Origin of the sequence: Streptomyces actuosus, assembly GCF_016921115.1 — a bacterium.
Taxonomy (GTDB): domain Bacteria; phylum Actinomycetota; class Actinomycetes; order Streptomycetales; family Streptomycetaceae; genus Streptomyces; species Streptomyces actuosus_A.
Genome location: NZ_JAFFZS010000032.1, coordinates 1 through 25,322, shown reverse-complemented (window position 1 = coordinate 25,322; position 25,322 = coordinate 1). Strand labels below are relative to the sequence as shown.

Sequence of the window (25,322 nt, the reverse complement as noted above, 5' to 3'; positions counted from 1 at the left end):
GGACGAGCGCGTGGCCCATCCGGTACGGGTGCAGGACGTTTCCAGGCCGCGTCGTGGTCGGCACTGCCCGACCAGCCGCAGCCCGGTACGCGCACACGCACGCGGCCCGGTCCTCCCGGCTGCCGACGTGGTGCAGCCGGGAGGCTCTCGGAACACCCCGAGCGTGCCCACCCAGCACGCCGGCGCACCGGGCACCTCCACGATCCCGGACAGAGCCGTGCCGATGGGAACACCGGGCCCCTCGGGGGTGCGCCCGGCCCGATGCCCCCGTCAGACCGGCAGGCGATCCAGCAGCGCCGCGAAGTCCGTGCCCGCCGGGAGCGTTCCGAAGGCCAGCCCGCGGTCCCCGGCCAGCCGGGACGCGCAGAACGCGTCGGCCACCGCCGGCGGCGCGTGCCGGACCAGGAGCGAGCCCTGCAGGACGAGGGCGGCCCGTTCGATGACCCGCCGGGCGCGCAGGGGCGCGTCGTCGGTCAGCACGAGTTCGCCCTCCAGCTCCCGCCGGGCGGCGTCCAGCCTGCGGTCCCCGCCCGAGGCCGCCCCCACCTCCGCGCGGAAGGCCTCCAGCGACGCGGGTTCGCGGGCCAGCGCCCGCAGCAGGTCGAGGGCGTTGACGTTGCCGGAGCCCTCCCAGATGCCGTTCAGCGGCGCCTCGCGGTACAGCCGCGGCATGCCGGACGCCTCGTCGTAGCCGTTGCCGCCCAGACACTCCAGGGCTTCGGCGACCGCGGCGGGCTGCCGCTTGCACACCCAGTACTTACCGACCGCCGTGGCCAGGCGCAGGAACGCCCGCTCCGCCTCGTCGCCACTGCGGGCGCGGTCGGCGGCGCCGGCGAGCCGCAGCCCGAGCGTGGTGGCGGCCTCCGACTCCAGGCTCAGATCGGCGATCACGTTGCGCATCAGCGGCTGGTCGATGAGCGTGGCCCCGAACGCGGCACGGTGCCGCACGTGGTGGGTGGCCTGGGCGAGGGCGGCGCGGGTGCCGGCGGCGGAACCCAGCACGCAGTCCAGGCGGGTCATGGTCACCATGTCGATGATGGTGCGCACGCCCTTGCCCTCGGCGCCGACGAGCCAGGCCACGGTGTCGTCGAACTCGGGCTCGCTGCTGGCGTTGGAGCGGTTGCCCAGCTTGTCCTTGAGTCGCTGGATGCGGAAGGTGTTGCGGCTGCCGTCGGGCAGCACCCGCGGGACGAGGAAGCAGGACAGCCCGCCCGGCGCCTGGGCGAGGACGAGGAAGAGGTCGTTCATCGGCGCGCTGGTGAACCACTTGTGCCCCCGCAGGCGCCAGGTGCCGTCGGCCTGCTCCGTGGCGGTGGTGGAGTTGGCGCGGACGTCGCTGCCGCCCTGCTTCTCGGTCATGCCCATTCCGGCGAGCAGACCGCGCTTGCCGGCGGGGGCGCGCAGACCGGGATCGTAGACGCGGCTGGTGAGCAGCGGCTCGTAGGTCTTGGCCAGGTCGGGGGAGTGGCGCAGGGCCGGGACCACCGCGTACGTCATGGAGACGGGGCACAGGTGACCGGGCTCCAGCATGGTGGCCAGCATGAAGCTCGCGGCGCGCGCCACGTGGGCGCCGGGACGCTCGTCGGCCCAGGCGGCACCGGCGAGGCCCGCGCCGACGGAGACGTCCATCAGCCGGTGGTAGGCGGGGTGGAACTCGACCTCGTCGATGCGGTGGCCGTAGCGGTCGTGGGTGCGCAGCTCGGGCTCGTGGCGGTTGGCCTGCTCGGCCCACGTCTGCGCCTCCTCGCTGCCGACCAGGCGGCCGAGCCGGTGCAGGTCCTCCAGGTGCCACTGCACGCCCTCCCGCCGCAGCCCCTCCAGCAGCACCGCGTCGTCCGCGGCGTCGTGGCCGGCGAGCGGCGGCGGCTGGTTGCTCACGTCGTGCGTGACGGCGGTGGGGTGGCTGCGCGGTGCGGCGGTCGCGGACATGGGATTCCTCCTGAGTGAGGTCCGGTGCCGAACCGGAGCGGCACGAGCCGATCCGGCACGGTCGGGTTCGGGGGCGGCTACGCGGACGCGGCGGGCGCGCCCGCGCAGCGCAGGGCCATGGCGGTCAGTTCGGCCAGGAGCGCGCCGGTGGCGTCCTCCTCGGGGGCGCCGAGCGGATCGACGAGGACCTCGCCGATCGCGCCGGTGAGCGCGGCGGCGGTGATCTCGCCGTCCTGGGCGGGCAGCAGACCGGCCGCCATCCCCTCCCGCACCACCTCGGCGAACAGGGCGCGGTAGCGGCGGCGGAAGTCGAGGCGTTCGGCGCCGACCGCGGGTTCGGCGGGGGCGGCGAGCAGGGCGTAGGCCAGTCCGCGGTTCTCCAGGGCGCGGCGGGCGAAGACCTCGATGCCGCGGGCGAGCCGTTCCACCGGGTCGCCCGGCCCCGAGAGCACGTCGCCGAGCACGTCGACCTCACGGCCCGCGGCCCGTCGGAACACCTCCACGGCGAGCGCCGCCTTGGACGGGAAGTGCTGGTACACCGAGCCGGCCGCGATCCCGGCCGAGTCGGCGACGGCGGTCACGGACGCCTGCGACCAGCCGACGTCGGCGACCACCGCGGTGGCGCAGGCGACGAGGCGTTCCCGGGCGGCTTCGAGCCGGCGGATCTCCGCGGGGGTCTTGCGGTAGGCCATGGAAGAAGTGAAGCATCATTCAGAGTTTCCCGCCACGGTCCGTTCCGTCGGTGAGGCCCGTCAGGAGAACGTGATGCGCCTCGGCGCTCCGCCGGCCGGCGCCGTCCGCGCGGCTCCCGGCAGGGAGGCCCTCGCCCACCGCGGCCGGCGGCGGACCTGAACCGAGCTCGCAGCGGCGGCCCGCCGTGCGCCACCGTGCCGCGGGAGGCCGGAGTACGGCCGGAGAGCGGGCGGCGGTGGCCGTACGACACCCCGGGTTGCCGACCTCGCGGCCTGCGGCACCCGGTGCGCGGGTGCCGCGCCGATGCCGGCGACGTGGCCGCGAGGCGTCGACCCGTCGTGCCGACGCGTACCGGCCGTATGGGGCGAGGGAACGGGACCCGCGCCGATGCCGGCGGCATCCGCGCAGGGGCCGGCGTCGGCGTGGGATCCGGCCACCCGGTCCGTCGCCGACCGTGTCGCTGTTGGGCTGAACGGGTGACTTGGCGTAAGAATTGGCTGGTGCACGATGTGAGAGCGAGTCAGTTCGGGGGGAGCCGGTGAACCGTCACGACGTCACCGATGAGCAATGGGAAGGGCTCGCCCAGGTCGTACCTCTGCGGGGCCGCGACGCCTGGCCGTCGGCGGTGAACCACCGCTCACTCCCCGACGCGGAGACGGAGACGCGCCGCCGCTTCGTCGTCCTGCGGGTCAATGTGTTCGCGGACGCCCGGGACGTCGCCGAGACTCTCATGGCCGGCATTCCCGTCCTGCTCGACCTGACCGGCGCGGAGACCGAGGTCGCCAAACGCGTGCTCGACTTCTCCACCGGTGTGGTCTTCGGGCTCGGCAGCGGCATGCACCGGGTCGACCGGAACGTGTTCCTGCTCACCCCGCCCGGCACCGAGGTGAGCGGGCTGATGGAGGGTGCCGGCCTGTCGGGGGCCTGAGACGGCCGGCGGTCGGCATCGCCCGATCGTAGGAAGGTCGCGGAGCCGAAACGATTCGCCGTACGACCGGGTCGTACCGTCCCGACCATGGCCGTGTCGTCCGAGTCCTCCGCGTCCTTCCCGCGTGTCCCGTCGTCCCCGTCCCCTTCCGTCCGTCGCGCCTCGCCCTCTCCGGCGCCTCACGCTGCCCCTCTTCCCGCGTTCCCCTCCGCGTCCCCGGATCCCGACACACCGGGGCGCGGGTCCTCGGCGCGCCCCCGGGTCCCGCCCCAGGCGGCCCGCCCCGCAGCACCCCCGTGGCCCGACCCGGCGCACCCGGCCCGCCCCCGCCTCACCGAACTGCGGCTGTCCGCGTTCGCCGGGCACCGCGGGACGCGGGTCCCGCTCGGGGCGTCCACCCTGCTGGCCGGGCCCAGCGGCAGCGGCAAGACGACCGCCTTGCGGGCCTACGAGGCCCTTGCGCGGCTCGGCGGCGGCATGGAACTCGGCGAGGTCTTCCCGGACCCGGTGTCCCTGGTGCCGGACCGGGCGCGGCCCGACGCCCAGCGGCGGCGCGGCTTCCGGATCGGCTGCGCCGCCGACGGCCCCGTCGGTCCCGTCCGGCTCGACATCGCCGTGCAGGCGGAACCCGAACTGCGCATCGTGGGCGAGCGGCTGACCGCAGGGGACGTCGTCCTCTTCCAGACCGCGCTGCGCGATCCCGGACGGCGTACGGTGCAGGCCGCCTGGCACACGGCCGGGTCTTCGCCGGTGACCCGGGCGCCGCTGCCCGACGACCTGCTCGGCACCGCGCTCCTGCCGCTGCGGGTCGCGGGCAAGACGGACGGGCAGCGTCATGTGCTGGCCGCCGCCGAGCAGATGGTGGTCGCGCTCCGGTCGGTCTTCTCCTGCGACCCCGGTCCGGACCGCATGCGCGCCCCCGTCCCGACCGGTTCCGGACGGCTCCTCGGCGGCTGCGACAACCTCGCCGACGTGCTGTGGCGCACCCGGACCGAATGCGCGCGCCGCCATGCGCAACTGGTGGACGCGGCCCGCGCCGGATGCACCGGACCGGTCATGGACCTGCGCTCCGAACTCCAGCGCGACGGCACCGTGCGCGGTGTGCTGGACCGCGGCCACGGGACGGTGACCGAGCTGGCCAGGCTGGGCGACGGCGAACTGCGCTACCTCGCCCTGGCGCTGGTGCTGCTCACCGGCGCAGGCGTGCTGGAGGTGGACCCGGTCGGCGAGGTGCCCGGCGCACTGCAGACCCTCACCGTCCTCGCCGACGGCTTCGATCGCAGCCTGGACGTCCGGCAGCGGGCGGAACTGGCCCGGCTGGCCGTGCGGATGGGCGAGTACGGCCACATCCGCTGCGTCGGGACGGTCAGCGACGCGAGTTGGGCGGACGGGGTCGAGGGCGTCGCGGTGGTACATCTGGAGCCGTGACCGAACCTCTCGACGTGGCGCAGCTCCAGCGCAGGCTGGCCGAGTTCGCGGCAGCGCGGAACTGGCAGCCGTACCACACCCCCAAGAACCTCGTGGCCGCGCTGAGCGTGGAGGCCTCCGAACTGGTCGAGATCTTCCAGTGGTTGACCCCGGAGGAATCGGACCGGGTGATGGACGACCCCGGCACCGCGCACCGGGTACGGGACGAGGTGGCCGACGTCCTCGCCTATCTGCTCCAGCTGTGCGAGGTGCTCGGCATCGATCCGCTGGCGGCACTCGCCGCCAAGATCGAGCGGAACGAGCAGAGGTTCCCGCGACCGGAGGAGGCGCCACCGACCGGTGAACCGACCCGTGGCCCGAGCGGTGGACAGGCCCGTGAGCCGTCCGGCGACCGGGGCGGCGGTGCGGGTGACGGGCCGGTCGGCGACTGAGGGACGGGTGGGGCGGGCCGGTCGGTGTCGGCGGGGGACCGGCCGTCCGGGTCGGACCGGCGGCGGAGCGTCCGCGGAGGGGGTCGGGCGGCGGCGAAGCCGCCGGGGACGGATCGGCCGGCAGCCGGGGCCGACGGGCCGACGGGTGGTCACCACCAGGGGACCACAACGGGAGCGATATCCTCCACTCTCACCCTCCGTGTTCGTTCAACCGCCCGAAACCGATTCGTTGTCCAGAGATTTCCGTCTTCCTCTGGCTTTTCGTCACGCCTGCACTCACTCTGGGTAGTGGACAAAGGAGTTCAGGTGGTGACGTGCGCGGAGTACGTCAGTGACGGACGGGGGCGGCGCATGGACGCGGTGCGGCTCATTCTGACGAGCAGGCAGGCGCTCGCGGCGAGCAGTGAGATGTCCGGGACGCTGACGGAGGTGTGGCAGGCACAGGCGCTGGCCCAGGCGATCGGCAGCCGACTGGCCGTCTCCGGCCCACCCGAACTACGCGGCGAGGCCCTGGGACTGACCGAACTCGCCGGTCGCGGCTGCGGAGTCCTGGACATCCCCGACCTCGGCCCCGGCGCCCTGCGTGCCGCCCAGCTCACCGAACTGGACGACGCCCGTCAGGCCCTGCTCGCCCTCGGCAGCCTTCTCGGCGAGGTCGGTATCGCCCTCGTCGGAGTCGCCAGCGGGGCGGACGACGAGGCGAGGTACTGGCAGTGCATGGAGGCGATCGACGCGGCCGACGAGTCCCGGGACCGCGTCCTGGAGATGCTGCGCAAACTGGCGGCCCGCGAGGAGGCGCTGCCGGAACGATGAACGCACGGCCACCGACGCGGCGACGTCCCGGTGTCTTCCGCCGGCCCGGCCCCTCGGCGGCCGCGCCCGCTCAGCCCGCGTCGGTCCCCTCGGCCGCCGTCTCCGCCGACTGGAGGTCCGCGTCCAGGGCGGACAGGTCGGCGTTCAGCGCCGCCATCGGTTCCTCCGTCTGCTGCAGCAGCCCCATCGGCTGGGCGGAGCTCCGCCCCGTTGCGGCACGGCTTCCTCGGACATGACGGCCTCGTCGGCCCCGGCCCCCGGGAGGCCGGCGCGGACGCCACTCCGGCAGCGACCGCCGGCGCGGGTGCCGGGCGGTCCGGCTCCCCACGAGCCAACGATCACCGTCGGACCGGGTCACTGGCCCGCACGGGCCCCGTGCACGGGGTTGACGATCTTCGTCCGACCGGGGCGCGAGGCCGGGTGGGAGGGGGCCTGATCGCGACGTGCAGGATGGAAGGCATGGATCTTCGCATCTTCACCGAGCCCCAGCAGGGGGCCACCTATGACACGCTGCTCGCCGTGGCGAAGGCTACCGAGGACCTCGGGTTCGACGCCTTCTTCCGCTCCGACCACTACCTGAAGATGGGGTCCGTCGACGGCCTGCCCGGCCCCACGGACGCCTGGATCACCCTCGCCGGTCTCGCCCGCGAGACGCGGCGCATCCGGCTCGGCACACTCATGACCGCCGCGACCTTCCGGCTGCCCGGCGTCCTCGCCGTCCAGGTCGCCCAGGTCGACCAGATGTCCGGCGGCCGCATCGAACTGGGCCTCGGGGCAGGCTGGTTCGCGGAGGAGCACGCGGCGTACGGCATCCCCTTCCCCAAGGAGAGGTTCGCTCGCCTGGAGGAGCAGCTGGAGATCGTCACCGGCCTGTGGCAGACCGAGGTCGGCAAGACCTACGACTTCCACGGCCGGCACTACCAGCTCACCGACTCGCCCGCGCTGCCCAAGCCCGCCCAGCGGAAGGTCCCGGTGCTGATCGGCGGCCACGGCGCCGCGCGCACTCCGCGACTCGCCGCCCGCTATGCGGACGAGTTCAACATGCCGTTCGGCTCGATCGAGGACAGCGAGCGCCAGTTCGGCCGGGTGCGCGCGGCGGCGAAGGAAGCCGGCCGCGGATCCGGCGCTCTCGTCCTGTCCAACACCCTCGTGGTCTGCGTCGGCCGGGACGACGCCGAGGTCGCCCGCCGCGCCGCCGCGATCGGGCGGGAGGTCGACGAGCTGAAGGCCAACGGCCTGGCCGGCACGCCCGCCGAGGTCGTCGACAAGATCGGCCGGTATGCGGAGATCGGTTCGCAGCGGATCTACCTCCAGGTCCTGGACCTGACCGACCTGGACCACCTGGAGCTGATCTCCGCGCAGGTCCAGTCCCAGCTCTCCTGAGGACGGTGCCCCCGGCCGCGGCAGGGCGACCGCCGGAGCGGGCGGCCTCCGCCGCGGCCTGGGCTGCCTGCCGCTGTGTGAACGACGACAAACGGCCGGAGCGTTGACGGTCCTTGAGCCCGGGCCGGCCCGCCGCCTCGACACATCGGTCCCGCCGGCGGCGCACGGTGTCGACGTGCAGCCCTGTCTCCGCGGCGATGCGCGCGTCGGAGCGTCCGCGTGCCGCGTGCAGGACCAGCTGCGCGCGCACCCGCAGCCGATGCCCGGTCTTGTGGCCGTAGTCCACGTCCTTCAGTCGGTGCCTCGGCGAGGCGGTCAGCGACATCGGGCAGACGGCGGCAGCGGGCACGGCAGGCAGTCCGATCAGGAGAAGCGGGCCACGAAGTGATCGGGATGACTTGATCACGCGGTTGTGTGGTGAAGGGAGTCCAGGTCGGCCAGTTCGTCCTCGGAAAGGCGCAGAGAGCCGGCCGCCACGTTCTGAGCGAGGTGGTCGAGGTCGCCGGTGCCGGGAATGGCCAGGACGTGAGGGCCGCGGTGCAGCGTCCACGCCAGCCGGACCTGGGCTGTGCTCACCCCCCGGACGCGGGCGATGGCGTGCACCTTGCTGCTGTCGTTCGTAGGGGCACCGGCCGTGCGCCCGCTGCCGGCGATCGAGTAGAACGGCACGAACGCGATGCGCTGTCCACCACAGATGAGCAGGAGCTCCTCCTGCTCGGGCGATGCGCCGATGCCGTACATGTTCTGGACGCAGACCACCGGTGCGATGGCTTGGGCCTCGGTGAGGTGGTGGGGGCGGACGTTGGACAGGCCGAGGTGGCGGATGAGTCCGGCGTCGCGCAGTTCGGCGAGCGCGCCGAAGCGGTCGGCGATGGAATCGGTGCCAACGATGCGCAGGTTGACCAGGTCGAGGTGGTCGCGGCCGAGCTGGCGCAGGTTCTCCTCGACCTGGCCGCGCAGCTGCTCGGGGGTGGCGTGCGGCAGCCAGGCACCTGAGGGATCGCGGCCGGGCCCGACCTTGGTGGCGATGACGAGATCGTCCGGGTAGGGCGCGAGGGCTCGGTTGATCAGCTCGTTGGCGGAGCGCAGCGAAGAGAAGTAGAACGCGGCGGTGTCGATGTGGTTCACGCCGAGCTCGACCGCCTTGCGCAGCACCTTGATCGCCTGGTCGCGGTCGCGCGGGACGGCGTTGGGCGCGAACGCCTCGCCGTACTGGGTGAGGCGCATCGTGCCGAAGCCGACCCGGTTGACTGTGCGGTCGCCGAGTTTCCAGGTGCCCGATGCCGCTGCGGTGATCGTCTGTGAGGTCATAGTGGGATGATCAGCGCACGGTAGCCTGACCAGCCATTGTTTAAGGCATGCCTGAATCCGTCGAGAGGCGATTGTCGTGGCAGAGCTGGCGTTCTCAGCGAACGATCTCGCGAAAGTGCGGTTCGCGATCTCGCCGATGTGGGAGGTCGCGCCCAGCTTCCGGCTGCTGACGTCGGACGCCGCGCACCCGGTCCACCGGCCCTGGATCGAGCAGGTACGGCCACGCGTGATGGCTGTCGGCCTGGACCGAGGATGGCTTGCCGAGCTGATCGGCCCCTCCGGCTACGTGCCCGACTTCCTCAACCCGGCCCCCGCTCGACCGGCCCCCACACCGGCGGCGGAGTGTGATGCGATCTTGGCCTCGCCCGCCGACCGGGTACGCCAGGACCTCGACCACCTCGCCCGCCACCAGGGACATCTCGGCCCACGCCTGTCGAGCCTCCACGCCGACCCAACCTCCCGCCTGGCCAAGGTCACACACGAGATCGGAACATACTGGGAGTTGGCGCTCGCCCCTTACTGGGCGCGGATCAGGGCTGTATTGGACGCCGACATCCTCCACCGGGTCCGCACAGTCGCCGAGCACGGCGTGGGTCACCTCTTCAACGACCTGCACACCTCGGTGAGCTGGGACGACAACGCGCTCAGACTGATCCGCCGGAAACGAAGCATGCCCCGCCAGTCCGCAGGCGCGGGACTGCTGCTGATCCCGTCCGCGTTCACCGGCCCCGGTCTGCGCACCCGGGTGCGACCACCGGACCCGCCACAACTCGCCTATCCAGCCCGCGGCGTCGGGACGCTGTGGGAGACTCGGCCTGCCATCGGAACCTGCGTCCTCAGCCCCGTCCTCGGCCGCTCACGCACTCTGCTGCTGACCGAACTGGAGACCCCGGCCTCCACCACAGAACTGGCCCGCCGGACCGGGCTCTCCCCGGCCGGGGTATCCCAACACCTCACGGCTCTGCGCGACGCGGGTCTGGTCAGCGCCCACCGCGCCGGCCGTTCCGTCCTCTACGCTCGCACCGCTGCCGCCGAAACCCTCCTCAAAGCCTCGTCGACCTGAAGCACCAGACGTCAACCCCGGAGGACTTCCGGAGCCGACCACTCGGCGCCGGCGTCCGTCGCTCAACAGCACCGGTCTTCCAGCCCGGCGGTGCTCTTCGGCTTCGCGGTCGGGTTGTGGGCCCAGCGGCCCGGCTGTGCGCATGCCTCCCGCCCGCCTCGGCGAAGGAACGGGCGAGCTTGGCGGCGGTCGCTAATGGATCAGGGCATTCGCGACGATGATCACCAGGCCGATGAGCATGTCCAGGCCTCCTGCCCGGCACGAGGACGGCCATCCCTGCCCGGCGGCGCGGGCGGCCGACGTGCCCAAGCTGAACAAGGCGACGCTGTTGAACAGCAGGGCCGCGTCCACGGCCGTGGCCTCCGCCCACCACCCGGCCACCGCGGCAAGCAGCATCCCCACCGTGGGCAGCACGGCGGCGACCAGTGGCCACTCGGCGAGCACCGACCGCAGTCTGGTCGTGGTGGCTGCTCCGTCGACGGACGCACGCTGGGCGATGACGTGCGCGTACCCGTGGGCGGCGCTCGACGCCAGCGCGGTGAGCAGTACCCACAGCGCGTCCGGACCGGGCTCGGCCTTCTCGCCCGTCGCATCCAGCGCGGCCACGACGGCGCTGGCCAGCACCAGCCCGTAGATGCCGCTGAACAGCCACTGCTTCGGCGGCTGGTACCGGAGGATTCCCCCTGGCGCGAGGTCCTCGTGAGGGACAGGGTCGGCGCGGTCGGGCATCGCATCGCCTCGGTAGGGATGAGGACTGGGTCGGCACATGCTCACCCGCTTGGCGTCATGTTCCCTGGTGCCACGCGGGCGGGCGTGGTTCTTGTGTTCCAAAGGGGGTCAGGGTGCGTACCGGTCATGGCCGGCGCGGCTCCTCGGCGGATCGGTGGCGGCTGCTCGGTGAGGAGGCGGGCAGCAGGCATGACGCGGTGGATCACGTGCTCGGGCAGGGAGCGGCCTTCCCGTGCGGCCCGGAGACGGACCTCCCTGCCTGGTCGCGCGATCGACGGGCACGAGCCGTCCGTCACGCGCGGGGCAACGACCTCCGCAGCTCAAGAGCAACTGCATCGGCCGTCGGAGCCCCCGGCCGCCCCGGGGCCGTCACGTCTCCAGGATCAGCTGCAGCAGCTCGCGGAGCGTCTCCCGTTGCGGCGTGGTGAGCCGGGCCAGGGGCTCGGCCGCGAACGGCATACGCGCGCGCAGGTCGGCGGCGACCGTCCGGCCTGCCGCACTGGCGGCGACCCGCTTCACGCGGCGGTCGTCGGGATCGGGGCTGCGCTCGACCAGGCCGCGGGACTCCAGTCGGTCGACGATCACGGTCACATTGGACGGCTCCGCATGCAGCCGGTCGGCGATGTGGCGTGTCGGGACGGGGTCCCCGGCGGCGAGCAGGGCCTTGGCCTGGAGCGGCGTCAGCTCGTGGGCCGCCGCGGCGGCCTCGGCCTCCTGGGTGTAGCGGCGGTTGACGGCCGCGAAAAGGCCGACGATCTGCTTGGTGAGCTCATCCGATGGGTTGGACATGGTGCCCAGCGTAGCGATGTGCTTGACGCGACCGAATATGGTGCAGCATAGTTATGATTCATATTAATAATGAAGCATGAGTGAATGAGGGGCATCGCGATGAGCACCAAGACCGTCCTGATCACCGGCACCTCCTCCGGTATCGGCCTGGCCACCGCCGTGGCCGCGGCACGTGCCGGCTGGCATGTGATCGCCACCATGCGCGACACCGCCAAGGCGGGGCCGCTGCTGGCGGCCGCCGAGGAGGCCGGCGTCGACCTCGACGTCCGTCCCCTGGACGTGACCGACCCGGCCACGGTCGAGGCGTGCCTGGCGGGCCTCGACCGGCTGGACGCGCTGGTCAACAACGCGGGCGCGGGCCATGTCGGCACCCTGGAGCAGGAGAGCGTCGCGGACGTGCGCGCCGTGATGGAGGTCAACTTCTTCGGCGTGCTGCACGTGACGAAGGCGGCTCTGCCGCTGCTGCGGGCGGGCAAGGGGCGCGTGCTGACCGTGACCAGCGTCGGCGGCGTGGTCGGCCAGCCCTTCAACGAGGCCTACTGCGCGGCCAAGTTCGCGGTCGAGGGCTTCATGGAGTCCCTCGCGCCCGTCGCGGCCACCGTCGGTGTGTCCGTCAGTGTGGTCGAACCGGGCGCGGTGGCCAGTGAGTTCGTCAGCAACGTGGGTGTGGCGGAGGACGTGCTGGAGCAGGCCGGGCGGTACGCGCCGGCGCTGTCCGCCTACCTGGAGCGCACCCGCGGTGCCTTCAGCGGAGCCCAGACCCCGCAGGACGTGGCGGCGCAGATGGTCGCCCTGCTCTCGGCCGAACGTCCCGCGTTCCGGGTGCTCACCTCCGACGCGGCGCGGGCCTTCGCGGGGACGAAGCTGAAGGACCTCGACGGCTCGGCCGTGCAGACCCTGACCGGCACGTGGGTCGCCTGACCTGATCTTCGACGGCGCCGTCGAACGATACGTCGCGCTCGGGCGCGTGGCCCGGCCGTGCCGGCCTCTCCCGGGCCCGTGCGGGCGTACGACGAGCGTCGCGGCCGAGCCGTCCGGGCACTGCGGCCAAGACGGTCGCCGAACGGGGCGGGATGCTCCGTCGTCGCAGGTAAACCAGTACCGCCGAGGGGCGGGTCGTGTCCATACTCGGTCGTGTGTTCCTGACGATCTCCACGACCGGCGACGAGACGAATCCCGCAACCGACCTGGGCTTCCTTCTCCACAAGCATCCTGACAACCCGTTCTCGGCCACTCTGTCCCACGGCACCGCGCACGTCTTCTGTCCCGAGGCCGATGCCCGGCGCTGCACCGCGGCGCTGCTGCTGGAGGTCGACGCGGTGGCGCTGGTGCGGCGGGGGAAGGGCAAGGGCCGTGGCGGCGCACCCGACGCGGCGCTCGCGCAGTACGTCAACGACCGCCCGTACGCGGCGTCGTCGCTGCTCGCGGTGGCGCTGAGCGGCGTGTTCGGAACCGCCATGCGCGGGGTCTGCCACGCCCGGCCCGAGTTGCCCGGCCGGGCCCGGCCGCTGCGCGTCGAGGTGCCCGCGCTGCCGGCCCGGGGCGGCCCGGACCTGGTGCGCCGGTTGTTCGGACCGCTCGGCTGGGCGGTCACCGCCGAGGCCGTGCCGCTGGATGCCGCGTTCCCGGAGTGGGGCGACTCGCGCTACGTCCACCTCGTCCTGGAGTCCGGCACGCTGACCCTGGCCGAGGCGCTGCGCCACCTGTACGTGCTGATGCCCGTCCTCGACGACGCCAAGCACTACTGGGTCGCGCCCGACGAGGTCGACAAGCTGCTGCGGGCCGGCGAGGGCTGGCTGCCGGCGCACCCCGAGCAGAAGCTGATCACCAGCCGCTACCTCTCGCGGCGCTGGTCCCTGACCCGCCGGGCGATGGAGCGGCTCGAACTGGTCCGGCTCGCCGAGGCCGACGACAGCGACGTCGAGGAGATCGACAACGCGGTGGAGGCGGAGACCGAGCACGAGGAGAAGCCGGCCCCGCTCGCCGTGCAGCGGCGGGAGGCGATCCTCGCGGAGCTGCGTGCGTCGGGTGCCGCCAGGGTGCTCGACCTGGGCTGCGGGCAGGGCCAGTTGGTGCAGGCGCTGCTGAAGGAGCCGGCGTTCACCGAGATCGTCGGGGTGGACGTGTCGATGCGGGCGCTCACCATCGCCGGCCGGCGGCTGAAGCTGGACCGCATGGGCGAACGGCAGTCCTCCCGGGTGAGGCTGGTGCAGGGCTCGCTCGCCTACACCGACCGCCGGCTCAAGGGGTACGACGCCGCCGTGCTCTGCGAGGTGATCGAGCACCTCGACCTGTCGCGGCTGCCCGCCCTGGAGTACGCGGTCTTCGGCGCGGCCCGGCCGCGCACCGTCGTCGTGACGACCCCCAACGTCGAGTACAACGTGCGCTGGGAGACCCTGCCGGCCGGTCACGTCCGGCACGGCGACCACCGTTTCGAGTGGACCCGTGAGGAGTTCCGCGCCTGGGCCGTTGCCGTCGCCGAACGGCACGGCTACGACGTCGAGTTCAGGCCCGTGGGCCCCGAGGACCCCGAGGTGGGCCCACCCACGCAGATGGCCGTCTTCGGCCAGAGGAACGACAACAAGGAGGCGAAGGCGGCATGACCGGCACACCGGAGCAGGGACGCGTCCTGCCCGTCACCGACCTCTCCCTCGTCGTCCTCGTCGGTGCGTCCGGCTCGGGCAAGTCGACCTTCGCCCGGCGCCACTTCAAGCCGACCGAGGTGATCTCCTCCGACTTCTGCCGCGGCCTGGTCAGCGACGACGAGAACGACCAGAGCGCGAGCGGCGACGCCTTCGACGTCCTGTACTACATCGCCGGCAAGCGGCTGGCCGCCGGCCGCCGCACCGTCGTGGACGCCACGAGCGTGCAGCAGGACGCCCGGCGCCGGCTGGTCGACCTGGCCCGGCAGCACGACGTGCTGCCCATCGCCGTCGTACTGGACGTGCCGGAGGAGGTGTGCGCCGAGCGCAACGCCGGCCGCTCGGACCGGGCCGACATGCCGCGCCGGGTGATCCAGCGGCACATCCGCGAACTGCGCCGTTCCCTGCGGCATCTGGAGCGTGAGGGCTTCCGCAAGGTGCACGTCCTGCGCGGCGCCGACGAGGTCGCCGCCGCCACCGTCGTCACCGAGAAGCGCTTCAACGACCTCACCCACCTGACCGGCCCGTTCGACATCATCGGCGACGTCCACGGCTGCTCCGCCGAACTGGAGTCGCTCCTGGCCACGCTGGGCTATGCCGACGGAGTCCACCCCGAGGGCCGTACGGCCGTCTTCGTCGGCGACCTCGTCGACCGCGGCCCGGACAGCCCCGGAGTGCTGCGCCGCGTGATGTCCATGGTGAAGTCGGGCAACGCGCTGTGCGTGCCCGGCAACCACGAGAACAAGTACGGACGTCACCTGCGGGGCCGTACGGTCCGGCTCACCCACGGGCTCGCCGAGACGGTCGCGCAGATGGAGGGCGAGAGCGAGGAGTTCCGGCAAGAGGTGAGGGAGTTCGTCGAGGGGCTGGTCAGCCACTACGTCCTCGACGGCGGAAAGCTCGTCGTCTGCCACGCCGGCCTGCCGGAGAAGTACCACGGCCGCACCTCCGGCCGGGTCCGCTCGCACGCCCTGTACGGCGACACCACCGGCGAGACCGACGAGTTCGGGCTGCCCGTGCGCTACCCGTGGGCGGAGGACTACCGCGGCCGGGCGGCGGTCGTCTACGGGCACACGCCGGTGCCGACGGCCACCTGGCTGAACAACACCATCTGCCTGGACACCGGTGCCGTCTTCGGCGGCAGGCTGACCGCACTGCGCTGGCCGGAGCGTGAACTCGTCGACGTACCGGCCGAGCGGGTGTGGTACGAGCCGGTCAAGCCGCTGCGCGCGGAGGCCCCGGGCGGGCACGACGGCCGTCCGCTGGACCTGGCGGACGTGCACGGCCGCCGGGTCGTGGAGACCCGGCACGCCGGCCGCGTCGCGGTCCGGGAGGAGAACGCGGCGGCGGCGCTGGAGGTCATGAGCCGCTTCGCGGTGGACCCGCGGCTGCTGCCGTACCTGCCGCCGACGATGGCTCCGACCGCCACCAGCCGGGTGGAGGGCTACCTGGAGCACCCGGCGGAGGCGTTCGCGAGCTACGCGCGGGACGGTGTGGAGCGGGTCGTGTGCGAGGAGAAGCACATGGGCTCGCGGGCGGTGGCGCTGGTGTGCCGGGACGCGGACGTGGCCGCGAAGCGGTTCGGTGCCGACGGCCGCACCGGGGCCCTGTACACCCGTACCGGGCGCCCGTTCTTCGACGACGACGCCGTGACCGAGGAGATCCTCGGCCGGCTGCGGACCGCGGCCGGCGACGCCGGGCTGTGGCAGGAGCTCGACACCGACTGGCTGCTGCTGGACGCCGAGCTGATGCCCTGGTCGCTGAAGGCGTCCGGGCTGCTGCGCACCCAGTACGCGGCGGTCGGCGCCGCCTCCGCGGCGGTGCTTCCCGGCGCGCTGGCCGCGCTGGAGAGCGCCGCTGCGCGGGGCGTCGACGTGGAGGCGCTGGCGGCCCGGCACCGCGAGCGGACCGCGGACGCCGACGCGTTCACGGCCGCCTACCGCCGCTACTGCTGGAGCACGGACGGCCTGGACGGTGTGCGCCTGGCGCCGTTCCAGCTGCTGGCCGTCGAGGGCCGCAGCCTCGCCGCGCTGCCGCACGACGAGCAGCTGGCGCTGCTGGACCGGCTGGTGGAGCACGACTCCACCGGCCTGCTGCAGACCACCCGCCGCCTCTACGTCGACACCGGGGACCCGGAGTCGGTGCGGGCCGGCGTCGACTGGTGGCTGGAGATGACCGGTCGCGGCGGCGAGGGCATGGTCGTCAAGCCGCTCGGCGCGCTGGTGCGCGGTCCCGAGGGGCGCCTGGCGCAGCCCGGCGTCAAGTGCCGGGGCCGCGAGTACCTGCGGATCATCTACGGCCCGGAATACACCCGCCCGGACAACCTGGCCCGGCTCCGGCAGCGGTCCCTGAACCACAAGCGGTCCCTGGCCGTCCGCGAGTACGCCCTCGGTCTGGAGGCACTGGACCGGCTGGCGGCGGGCGAGCCGCTGTGGCGGGTCCACGAGGCCGTGTTCGCGGTGCTGGCTCTGGAGTCGGAGCCGGTGGACCCGCGGCTGTGACCGATCCGGCGCCCGGGGCTCGACGACACCCCCGTCGTCCATCGGCCCCGGGCGCCGGCCGCACGCCGCGCCCGCCCTCGCGGCGGACGGCGGGCGGGGCAGCGGTGCCCGGCCGCCGACGGGGCACGCCCCCTTTTGTCGTCAAGGGGACGAGAACAAGTGACCGGAGAAACGCGCGAGTGACGGGTCAAGACGGCCGGCGGTGGCCAGGATGGAGACATGGGATTCCAAGTCGACTCCGAGGCCGGGCGGCTGCGCCGCGTGATCCTTCACCGGCCCGATCTCGAGCTCAAACGGCTCACCCCCAGCAACAAGGACACCCTCCTGTTCGACGACGTGCTGTGGGTGCGCCGGGCGCGCGCCGAGCACGACGGGTTCGCGGACGTGCTGCGCGACCGCGGCGTCGCCGTGCACCTCTTCGGCGACCTGCTCGCCGAGACGCTGGAGATCCCGGTGGCCCGGACGCTGGTCCTGGACCGGGTCTTCGACGAGAAGGAGTACGGTCCGCTCGCCACCGACCATCTGCGCGCCGCCTTCGAGACCCTGCCCGCCCGCGAGCTGGCCGAGGCACTGGTCGGCGGCATGACCAAGCGGGAGTTCCTGGACGTGCACGCGGAGCCGGTCTCCGTCCGCTTCCACGCCATGGAGCTGGACGACTTCCTCCTCGACCCGCTGCCCAACCACCTCTTCACCCGCGACACCTCCGCCTGGATCTACGACGGCGTGTCCATCAACGCGATGCGCTGGCCCGCCCGTCAGCGCGAGACCGTCCACTTCGAGGCGATCTACCGCCACCACCCCCTCTTCCGCGAGGAGTCCTTCCACGTCTGGTCGCAGGGGCAGGCCGACTACCCCTCCACCATCGAGGGCGGGGACGTCCTCGTCATCGGCAACGGCGCCGTCCTCATCGGCATGAGCGAGCGCACCACGCCGCAGGCCGTCGAGATGCTCGCGCACAAACTGTTCGCGGCCGGGTCGGCCCGGACCATCGTCGCGCTGGACATGCCCAAGCGGCGGGCCCTGATGCACCTCGACACCGTGATGACCCAGGTCGACGGCGACGTGTTCACCCAGTACGCCGGGCTCGGCATGCTCCGCTCGTACACCATCGAGCCGGGCGCGGGGGACAAGGAGCTGAAGGTCACCGACCATCCGCCGGAGCACATGCACCGGGCGATCGCCGCCGCGCTCGGGCTGAGTGAGATCCGGGTGCTCACCGCCACCCAGGACGTGCACGCCGCCGAGCGCGAGCAGTGGGACGACGGCTGCAACGTCCTCGCCGTCGAGCCCGGGGTCGTCGTCGCCTACGAGCGCAACTCCACCACCAACACGCATCTGCGCAAGCAGGGCATCGAGGTGATCGAGATCCCGGGCAGCGAGCTGGGGCGCGGCCGGGGCGGACCGCGCTGCATGAGCTGCCCGGTCGAGCGGGACCCGGTGTAGCGGAGGCGGGGCGGCCCGGTCGACGTGACTGTATATAAATGCTGAGGATCGTATAGACTTCCACGGTCCGTGGTTCCCCGTCCCCTCTGGAGCGCCCTCATGGCGACAGTCCCGACCGCCCTCGCCGGCCGCCCCTTCCTCAAGGAGCTGGACTTCACCGCCGAGGAGTTCCGCGGCCTGATCGAGCTGGCCGCCGAACTGAAGGCGGCCAAGAAGGCCGGGACGGAGACGCCGCACCTGCGCGGCAGGAACATCGCCCTGATCTTCGAGAAGACCTCGACGCGCACCCGCTGCGCGTTCGAGGTCGCCGCCGCGGACCAGGGCGCCCGCACCACCTACCTCGACCCCTCCGGCTCGCAGATCGGGCACAAGGAGTCGGTCAGGGACACCGCCCGCGTGCTGGGTCGGATGTTCGACGGGATCGAGTACCGCGGGGACAGCCAGGACAAGGTCGAGGAACTGGCGGCACACGCGGGCGTGCCCGTCTACAACGGCCTCACCGACGACTGGCACCCCACCCAGATGCTCGCCGACGTGCTCACCATGACCGAGCACTGCGCCCGGCCGCTGACGGAGATCGCGTTCGCCTACCTCGGCGACGCCCGCTTCAACATGGGCAACTCCTACCTGGTCACCGGTGCCCTGCTCGGCATGGACGTGCGGATCGCCGCCCCGAAGTCCTACTGGCCCGCCCAGGAGGTCGTCGACACCGCGCGCGAGCTCGCCGAGACGAGCGGCGCACGCGTCACCCTCACCGAGGACGTCGCCGAAGGCGTCTCGGGCGCCGACTTCGTCGCCACGGACGTGTGGGTCTCCATGGGCGAGTCCAAGGAGGTCTGGGACGAGCGCATCGCCGCCCTCGCCCCGTACGCCGTGACCATGGACGTGCTGCGCGCCACCGGCAACCCGGACGTGAGGTTCCTGCACTGCCTGCCGGCCTTCCACGACCTGGGCACCGAGGTGGGCCGCGAGATCCACCGGCGGCACGGCCTGGACGCCCTCGAAGTGACCGACGAGGTCTTCGAGTCCGTCCACTCGGTCGTCTTCGACGAGGCCGAGAACCGGCTCCACACGATCAAGGCGATCTTGGTGGCAACACTGGCCTGATCAGGCCTTATGCTGTCCGGCGGCCCGGAGCCACCCCTTCCGCGGCTGCCGCGCGCCCGGACCCGGGCGCATCCGCCCCCAGAATCGAGCACCACCCGCATGCCCCGCATCAAGTCCACGGCCCTGCTCGTCGCCGAATCCGGCGCCGACCGCGAGGGCCACGGCCTGGCCCGCACCATGGGTCTGTTCCAGCTGATCTGCTTCGGCGTCGGAGCGATCGTCGGCACCGGCATCTTCGTCGGCCTGTCCGACTCGGTCGCCCAGGCCGGGCCCGCCGTCGTCGTCTCCTTCGTCCTCGCCGCGATCACCTGCGTGTTCACCGCGTTCTCGTTCGCCGAGCTGGGTGGCGCGATCCCGGTCTCCGGGTCGTCGTACTCGTTCGCCTACGCCGGCCTGGGGGAGACCACCGCCTTCCTGGTCGGCTGGTGCCTGCTGCTGGAGTACGGCGTCTCGATCTCGGCCGTCGCGGTCGGCTGGAGCCAGTACGTCAACGAGCTGCTGCACAGCCTGGTCGGATGGCAGCTGCCCGTCGCCCTCTCCGCCGGTCCCGGCGACGGCGGCCTCGTCAACCTGCCCGCGGTGATCGTCATCGCCCTGGGGTGCGTGCTGCTGGTGCGCGGGGTGCGCGAGAGCGCCGGCGCGACCGCCGCGATGGCCGCGATCAAGCTCGTCATCCTCCTCGTCTTCTGCGCGATCGGCTTCAGCGCCTTCAAGGACGGCAACCTCACCCCGTTCGCCCCGGCCGGACTCGGCGGCATCGGCGCGGGCACCACGGCCGCCTTCTTCTCCTACATCGGCTTCGACGCCATCACCACCGCCGGTGAGGAGGCCAGGAACCCCCGGCGGGACATCCCCGTCGCGATCCTCGTCTGCATGGGCGTCGTCACCCTGCTCTACTGCGCCGTCGCCCTCGCCGCCACCGGCGCGGTCGGCGCCGGGGAGGTCGGCGGCCGGCCCGCCGCCCTGTCCTACGTCGTGAACCTGGTCACGGGCTCCGCGGTCGGCGGCGGTGTCATCGCCTTCGGCGCGGTCGTGGCCATCGCCTCCGTGGTGCTCGCCGTCATGTACGGCCAGACCCGCATCCTGATGTCCATGTCCCGCGACGGACTGATCCCGCGGGTCTTCGAGCGGGTCTCCCCGCGCACCGCGACCCCGGTCGCCGGCACCCTGATCGTCGCCGCCGTGTTCGCCGTCCCGGCCGCGTTCGCCTCGCTGGACGCCGCGGTCGGTCTGTGCACCATCGGCACCCTGGCGATCATGGCCGTCGTCAATGTCGCCGTCATCGCGCTGCGCCGCCGCGAGCCCGGACTGCCGCGCACCTTCCGGGTGCCGCTGTATCCGGCGCTGCCGGTGCTGGGTATCGGCTTCTGCCTCTACCTGATGTACGAGACCGGCTGGACCGCCTGGATCCAGTTCGCGGTGTTCCTGCTGGCCGGCCTCGCCGCCTACGCGGCCTACGGGCGCCGCCGCTCCCGGCTGGTCCGCGCGGCCGGCGACGTCACACCGGACGCCGCTGCGCGGGAACCACAGGAAGTCTGAACCACACCGCCTTGCCGGACCCGGTGGGGCGGTGCCCGCAGGACGCGCTCAGGGCGCGGATCAGCAGCAGGCCGCGCCCGTGCTCCTGCCACGGGTCGGGCGCCGGTCCGGCCGGGACCGTCAGATCGCCCGGCGGCGCCGGGTCCGGGTCGTGCACCTCGACCTGGCAGCCGCTCGGCAGCAGCTCCACGACCAGCTCTATCGGCGAGCGGCCCGACGTGTGCTCCACCGCGTTCGCCACCAGCTCGGCGGTCAGCAGCTCGGCGGTGTCGCAGTCGGCCCCGTGCTCCAGCTCGGCCAGCGCGGTGCGGACCAGCGCCCGGGCGACCGGCACGGCCGCAGTGGTGTGCGGGAGCGCGATGCGCCAGGAGGCGGCGGGGGCGGGGCGTTCGTGCAAGGCGAGTCCGTTCATGGCGCAGGCTGTCCTGCTTTCAACCGTACGAATGGTACGGCGCCCTCCGGCAGAGCCGTCCGACGGGCACCGCCCGGGACCTTCGCCCCGGCATCCAGCGGCTTACCCGCCCGGCCGGCCCGCCGCGCACGACCCCTCCCACCGTTACCCGTCTGTCGACGATCCGGCGGATCCCGGTCACATCGTGACGCGGATCCCGGTCGCACGGTGACAGCGCCGGGGCATCCGGATCACGCCCAGCATGTGTCGCCATCCTGACGACAGTCACGAATGAGTGATAACTTCGAGGGGTCACCGTGCTTGAGGGAGGCCCTCCTGATGAGTCCCTTCACCGGTTCCGCCGCCCCCACGTCCGACTGGCAGCACCTGCGCGTGGACCGTACCGACGGCGTCGCCACCGTCACCCTGGCCCGCCCCGACAAACTCAACGCGCTCACCTTCGGCGCCTACGCCGACCTGCGCGACCTGCTCGCCGAACTGTCCCGGGAGCGGTCCGTGCGCGCCCTGGTCCTGGCCGGCGAAGGGCGCGGCTTCTGCTCCGGCGGCGACGTCGACGAGATCATCGGCGCGACCCTGTCCATGGACACCGCCCAGCTCCTCGACTTCAACCGGATGACCGGCCAGGTCGTCCGTGCGGTGAGGGAGTGCCCGTTCCCGGTGATCGCCGCCGTGCACGGCGTGGCCGCGGGCGCCGGAGCCGTCCTCGCCCTGGCGGCGGACTTCCGGGTCGCCGACCCCTCGGCCCGGTTCGCGTTCCTCTTCACCCGCGTCGGCCTGTCCGGCGGCGACATGGGCGCCGCCTACCTGCTGCCGCGGGTCGTCGGTCTGGGCCACGCCACCCGCCTGCTCATGCTCGGCGAACCGGTCCGCGCCCCGGAGGCCGAGCGGATCGGCCTGATCAGCGAGCTGGCCGAGGAGGGCCGTGCCGACGAGGCGGCCCGGCGGCTGGCCCGCCGCCTGGCCGAGGGCCCGGCCCTGGCCCACGCCCAGACCAAGGCCCTGCTCACTGCCGAGCTGGACATGCCCCTGGCGGCGGCGGTGGAACTCGACGCCTCCACACAGGCCCTGCTGATGAACGGCGAGGACTACGCCGAGTTCCACGCGGCGTTCACCGAACGGCGGCCCCCGAAGTGGCGGGGGCGGTGATCATGCCGACGCCCCAGGAACGGGGGACCGCGCGACCGGCCCCCCGAGACGAGCAGCCGCCGGACAGGACCGGCCACCCCCTGCGGGTCGCCGTCGTCGGCGGCGGGCCGGGCGGCCTCTACACCGCCGTCCTGCTCAAGCGCCTCGACCCCGCCCGCGAGATCACCGTCTTCGAACGCAACGCCCCCGACGACACCTTCGGCTTCGGGGTCGTGCTGTCGGACGAGACCCTCGGCGGCATCGAGCACGCCGACCCGGCCGTCCATGAAGCACTGGCCGAGCACTTCGTCCGCTGGGACGACATCGACATCGTGCACCGGGGTACCCGCCACACCTCCGGCGGCCACGGATTCGCCGCCCTGGGCAGGAAGCGCCTCCTGGAGATCCTGCACGCACGTTGCACGGCACTCGGCGTCGACCTCCGCTTCCGCACCGCCGCCCCCGATCCCGATCTGCTGGCGCGGTCCCACGACCTCGTCGTCGCCGCGGACGGCGTGCACAGCACCATCCGCGAGGCCTACGCGCAGGACTTCCGGCCACAGGTGACCGGCCACCGCTGCCGCTACATCTGGCTCGCCGCCGACTTCGCCTTCGAGGCGTTCCGCTTCGAGATCGCCGAGACCGAGCACGGCGTGCTGCAACTGCACGGATACCCCTACGCGGCCGACGCCTCCACCGTGATCGTCGAGATGCGCGAGGAGGTGTGGCGTGCAGCCGGCTTCGACGCACCGGACCCGCAGGAGTCGATCGAACGCTGCGCCAAGATCTTCTCGGACGCCCTCGGCGGACGCCCCCTGCGCTCCAACAAGTCCGCCTGGACCCGCTTCCGCACCGTGGTCAACGAACACTGGTCGCACGGCAACGTCGTCCTGCTCGGCGACGCCGCCCACACCGCCCACTTCTCCATCGGCTCCGGCACCAAGCTCGCCGTCGAGGACGCCCTCGCGCTCGCCGCCTGCCTCCAGGAGCAGCCGGACCTGCCGACGGCACTCGCGGCGTACGAGGAGGAGCGCAGACCGGTCGTCGCCTCCACCCAGCGCGCCGCCCGCGCCAGCCTGGAGTGGTTCGAGAACCTGGCGCTCCACCTCGACCAGCCGCCCCGCCGGTTCGCCTTCAATCTGCTCACCCGCTCCCGCCGGGTCACCCACGACAACCTCCGCCTGCGCGACGCCCGGTTCACCTCCGCCGTCGAGCGGGAGTTCGGCTGCCCGCCGGGCACCCCGCCGATGTTCACGCCGTTCCGGCTGCGCGGCCTGACCCTGCGCAACCGCGTCGTCGTCTCGCCCATGGACATGTACTCCGCCCGCGACGGCGTCCCCGGCGACTTCCACCTCGTCCACCTGGGCGCCCGCGCGCTGGGCGGCGCGGGCCTGGTGATGACCGAGATGGTGTGCGTCAGCGAGGAGGGGCGGATCACGCCCGGCTGCACCGGCCTGTACACGGGCCGGCAGGCCGAGGCCTGGAAGCGGATCACCGCCTTCGTGCACGCGCAGTCCCCCGGCACCGCGATCGGCGTCCAACTCGGCCACTCCGGCCGCAAGGGTTCGACCAAGCTGATGTGGGAGGGCATGGACGAGCCGCTGGAGGACGGCAACTGGCCCCTCGCCGCCGCGTCCCCGCTGCCGTACACCCCGCGGAGCCAGACTCCGCGGCAGCTCTCCCGGGCCCAGCTGACCGACATCCGCGAGCAGTTCACGGACGCCGCCGCGCGGGCCGCCCGCGCCGGCTTCGATCTGCTCGAACTGCACTGTGCCCACGGCTACCTGCTGTCCGGCTTCCTCTCCCCGCTGACCAACCGCCGCACCGATGCCTACGGCGGCCCGCTGGCGAACCGGCTGCGGTTCCCGCTGGAGGTCTTCGACGCCGTACGCTCCGTCTGGCCCGCCGAGCGGCCCATGACCGTGCGCATCTCCGCCACCGACTGGGCACCGGGCGGCACGACCGCCGAGGACGCCGTCGGGATCGCCCGCGCGTTCGCCGCGCACGGCGCCGACGCCGTCGACGTGTCCACCGGCCAGGTCGTGGCCGACGAGCAGCCCGAGTTCGGGCGGTCGTACCAGACACCGTTCGCCGACCGGATCCGGCACGAGGTGGGCGTGCCGGTGATCGCCGTCGGCGCCATCTCCTCCTGGGACGACGTCAACTCCCTGATCCTCGCCGGACGCGCCGACCTGTGCGCGCTGGCCCGCCCGCACCTGTACGACCCGCACTGGACGCTGCACGCCGCCGCCGAGCAGGGCTACGAGGGGCCGGGCGCCCCCTGGCCGGCACCGTACCGGGCCGGCAACAGGCCGCCGCGGACCGGCCGCACCGACGCTCCCAGGCCCCGCCTCACCCTGCGGAGCTGAGCTGGACCATGCCGGCCGTGAGCGTCGCCCCGGCCACCGGGTCGATCAACAGGAACGCGCCCGTGCTGCGCGAGGAGGCGTAGTCGTCCAACGGCACCGGCTCGGCGGTGCGCAGGGCGATGCGGCCCAGGTCGTTCACGGCCAGTTCCTCGGCACCCGCCAGGTCCCGCACGATCGCCCGCACCGTGCGGGTGCCGTGCCGCAGCAGCACCCGGTCGCCGACCCGCAGGGGGCGTTCGGACAGGTGGCAGACGGCCGCCCGCACGTCCTGGGTCAGCACCGGCGTGTCCGCCCCGGCCGTGATCAGGTCGCCGCGTGCCACGTCCCGCTGGTCGGCCAGGCGGATCGCGACGGACTGGGGCGCGTGCGCGGCCGTCACCTCGGTGCCGAGGACGCCGATCCCGGTGATCTCGGACGTCGTACCCGACGGATGCACGGTGACCCGATCGCCGACGCGCAGGGTCCCGGCCGCCAGCCGGCCCGCGTAGTGCCGCTGCCCGCCGTGCCGGATGACGTACTGGACGGGCAGGCGGGACGGCGCGGGCCGGCTGGCGGCGGCCACGGGGACGGTCTCCAGGTGTTCCAGTACGGTCGGGCCGCCGTACCAGTCCATGTTCGCGGACGGTTCCACCACGTTGTCACCTTCGAGAGCCGAGATCGGGATCGCGGTGACTTCGGGAACGCCCA

Annotated in this window: 21 protein-coding genes and 1 pseudogene; 14 read left to right on the top strand and 8 right to left on the bottom strand. The window is 72.9% G+C overall.

Annotated features, from left to right (window positions below):
• Window positions 1-270: 270 nt before the first annotated feature.
• Together JS756_RS28665 and JS756_RS28660 are read right to left on the bottom strand one after the other, a co-directional pair.
• Window positions 271-1,929 (bottom strand): acyl-CoA dehydrogenase family protein, encoded by a 1,659-nt coding sequence (locus tag JS756_RS28665; protein WP_205386143.1) that lies wholly within the window; start codon window positions 1,927-1,929, stop codon window positions 271-273.
• Between the two features lie 77 nt (window positions 1,930-2,006).
• Window positions 2,007-2,621 carry a TetR/AcrR family transcriptional regulator gene (locus JS756_RS28660; protein WP_205386142.1) on the bottom strand — a complete coding sequence of 205 codons (615 nt, stop codon included), beginning with the start codon at window positions 2,619-2,621 and terminating at the stop codon, window positions 2,007-2,009.
• A gap of 539 nt (window positions 2,622-3,160) precedes the next feature.
• Between JS756_RS28660 and JS756_RS28655 the strand changes: the two genes are divergently transcribed.
• From JS756_RS28655 to JS756_RS28635, 5 genes are all read left to right on the top strand, one after another.
• Window positions 3,161-3,550: a cell division protein SepF gene (locus JS756_RS28655; protein WP_205386141.1), complete on the top strand. Its 390-nt coding sequence runs from the start codon at window positions 3,161-3,163 to the stop codon at window positions 3,548-3,550.
• Between the two features lie 87 nt (window positions 3,551-3,637).
• The gene (locus JS756_RS28650; RefSeq protein ID WP_205386140.1) at window positions 3,638-4,978 is read left to right on the top strand and encodes an AAA family ATPase; all 1,341 of its coding nucleotides are present in this window, start codon (window positions 3,638-3,640) and stop codon (window positions 4,976-4,978) included.
• Window positions 4,975-5,409, top strand: coding sequence for a nucleotide pyrophosphohydrolase (locus JS756_RS28645; protein ID WP_307791159.1), 435 nt, complete (start codon window positions 4,975-4,977; stop codon window positions 5,407-5,409). Before JS756_RS28650 ends, JS756_RS28645 begins: the two co-directional genes overlap by 4 nt.
• A gap of 351 nt (window positions 5,410-5,760) precedes the next feature.
• Window positions 5,761-6,222, top strand: coding sequence for a DUF6099 family protein (locus tag JS756_RS28640; protein WP_205386189.1), 462 nt, complete (start codon window positions 5,761-5,763; stop codon window positions 6,220-6,222).
• Between the two features lie 459 nt (window positions 6,223-6,681).
• Window positions 6,682-7,605 (top strand): LLM class F420-dependent oxidoreductase, encoded by a 924-nt coding sequence (locus JS756_RS28635; RefSeq protein ID WP_205386139.1) that lies wholly within the window; start codon window positions 6,682-6,684, stop codon window positions 7,603-7,605.
• Between the two features lie 103 nt (window positions 7,606-7,708).
• Here JS756_RS28635 and JS756_RS28630 read toward each other — a convergent pair.
• Both JS756_RS28630 and JS756_RS28625 read right to left on the bottom strand, forming a co-directional pair.
• Window positions 7,709-7,930: pseudogene (locus tag JS756_RS28630) on the bottom strand (helix-turn-helix domain-containing protein); the annotation flags it as partial.
• 77 nt (window positions 7,931-8,007) lie between these two features.
• Window positions 8,008-8,916, bottom strand: a complete 909-nt coding sequence (locus JS756_RS28625) for an oxidoreductase (RefSeq protein ID WP_205386138.1) — start codon at window positions 8,914-8,916, stop codon at window positions 8,008-8,010.
• A gap of 70 nt (window positions 8,917-8,986) precedes the next feature.
• Between JS756_RS28625 and JS756_RS28620 the strand changes: the two genes are divergently transcribed.
• The gene (locus tag JS756_RS28620; protein ID WP_307791170.1) at window positions 8,987-9,979 is read left to right on the top strand and encodes an ArsR/SmtB family transcription factor; all 993 of its coding nucleotides are present in this window, start codon (window positions 8,987-8,989) and stop codon (window positions 9,977-9,979) included.
• A gap of 192 nt (window positions 9,980-10,171) precedes the next feature.
• On the opposite strand, the gene JS756_RS28615 is transcribed toward JS756_RS28620, so the two are convergent.
• Together JS756_RS28615 and JS756_RS28610 are read right to left on the bottom strand one after the other, a co-directional pair.
• On the bottom strand, window positions 10,172-10,708 hold the full coding sequence (locus JS756_RS28615) for a hypothetical protein (RefSeq protein WP_205386137.1): 537 nt from the start codon (window positions 10,706-10,708) through the stop codon (window positions 10,172-10,174).
• 369 nt (window positions 10,709-11,077) lie between these two features.
• Entirely contained in the window at window positions 11,078-11,497 is a 420-nt protein-coding gene (locus tag JS756_RS28610; RefSeq protein WP_205386136.1) for a MarR family winged helix-turn-helix transcriptional regulator, read from the bottom strand.
• A 99-nt stretch (window positions 11,498-11,596) separates the two neighbouring features.
• Between JS756_RS28610 and JS756_RS28605 the strand changes: the two genes are divergently transcribed.
• The 6 genes from JS756_RS28605 (at window position 11,597) to JS756_RS28580 (ending at window position 20,729) form a co-directional block, all read left to right on the top strand.
• Entirely contained in the window at window positions 11,597-12,418 is an 822-nt protein-coding gene (locus JS756_RS28605; RefSeq protein ID WP_205386135.1) for an SDR family oxidoreductase, read from the top strand.
• Window positions 12,419-12,633: 215 nt separating this feature from the next.
• A complete protein-coding gene (locus JS756_RS28600) occupies window positions 12,634-14,100 on the top strand; it encodes a 3' terminal RNA ribose 2'-O-methyltransferase Hen1 (RefSeq protein WP_205386134.1) in 1,467 nt (488 codons plus the stop codon).
• Window positions 14,097-16,640: a polynucleotide kinase-phosphatase gene (locus JS756_RS28595; protein ID WP_205386133.1), complete on the top strand. Its 2,544-nt coding sequence runs from the start codon at window positions 14,097-14,099 to the stop codon at window positions 16,638-16,640. Before JS756_RS28600 ends, JS756_RS28595 begins: the two co-directional genes overlap by 4 nt.
• A gap of 219 nt (window positions 16,641-16,859) precedes the next feature.
• Window positions 16,860-18,083, top strand: a complete 1,224-nt coding sequence (locus JS756_RS28590; RefSeq protein WP_205386132.1) for an arginine deiminase — start codon at window positions 16,860-16,862, stop codon at window positions 18,081-18,083.
• 99 nt (window positions 18,084-18,182) lie between these two features.
• The gene (gene argF / locus JS756_RS28585) at window positions 18,183-19,190 is read left to right on the top strand and encodes an ornithine carbamoyltransferase (RefSeq protein ID WP_205386131.1); all 1,008 of its coding nucleotides are present in this window, start codon (window positions 18,183-18,185) and stop codon (window positions 19,188-19,190) included.
• A gap of 99 nt (window positions 19,191-19,289) precedes the next feature.
• Window positions 19,290-20,729, top strand: a complete 1,440-nt coding sequence (locus JS756_RS28580) for an amino acid permease (protein WP_205386130.1) — start codon at window positions 19,290-19,292, stop codon at window positions 20,727-20,729.
• Here the strand turns inward: JS756_RS28580 and JS756_RS28575 are convergent.
• On the bottom strand, window positions 20,689-21,141 hold the full coding sequence (locus JS756_RS28575; RefSeq protein ID WP_205386129.1) for an ATP-binding protein: 453 nt from the start codon (window positions 21,139-21,141) through the stop codon (window positions 20,689-20,691). The genes JS756_RS28580 and JS756_RS28575 overlap by 41 nt on opposite strands.
• 318 nt (window positions 21,142-21,459) lie before the next feature.
• On the opposite strand from JS756_RS28575, the gene JS756_RS28570 reads away from it, so the two are divergent.
• Window positions 21,460-22,287 carry an enoyl-CoA hydratase family protein gene (locus JS756_RS28570; RefSeq protein ID WP_205386128.1) on the top strand — a complete coding sequence of 276 codons (828 nt, stop codon included), beginning with the start codon at window positions 21,460-21,462 and terminating at the stop codon, window positions 22,285-22,287.
• A 2-nt stretch (window positions 22,288-22,289) separates the two neighbouring features.
• Window positions 22,290-24,635 carry a bifunctional salicylyl-CoA 5-hydroxylase/oxidoreductase gene (locus JS756_RS28565; RefSeq protein ID WP_205386127.1) on the top strand — a complete coding sequence of 782 codons (2,346 nt, stop codon included), beginning with the start codon at window positions 22,290-22,292 and terminating at the stop codon, window positions 24,633-24,635.
• Here the strand turns inward: JS756_RS28565 and JS756_RS28560 are convergent.
• On the bottom strand, window positions 24,619-25,322 hold a 704-nt coding region (locus JS756_RS28560; protein WP_438817350.1), incomplete at its 5' end, for an elongation factor 1-alpha C-terminal domain-related protein. The genes JS756_RS28565 and JS756_RS28560 overlap by 17 nt on opposite strands.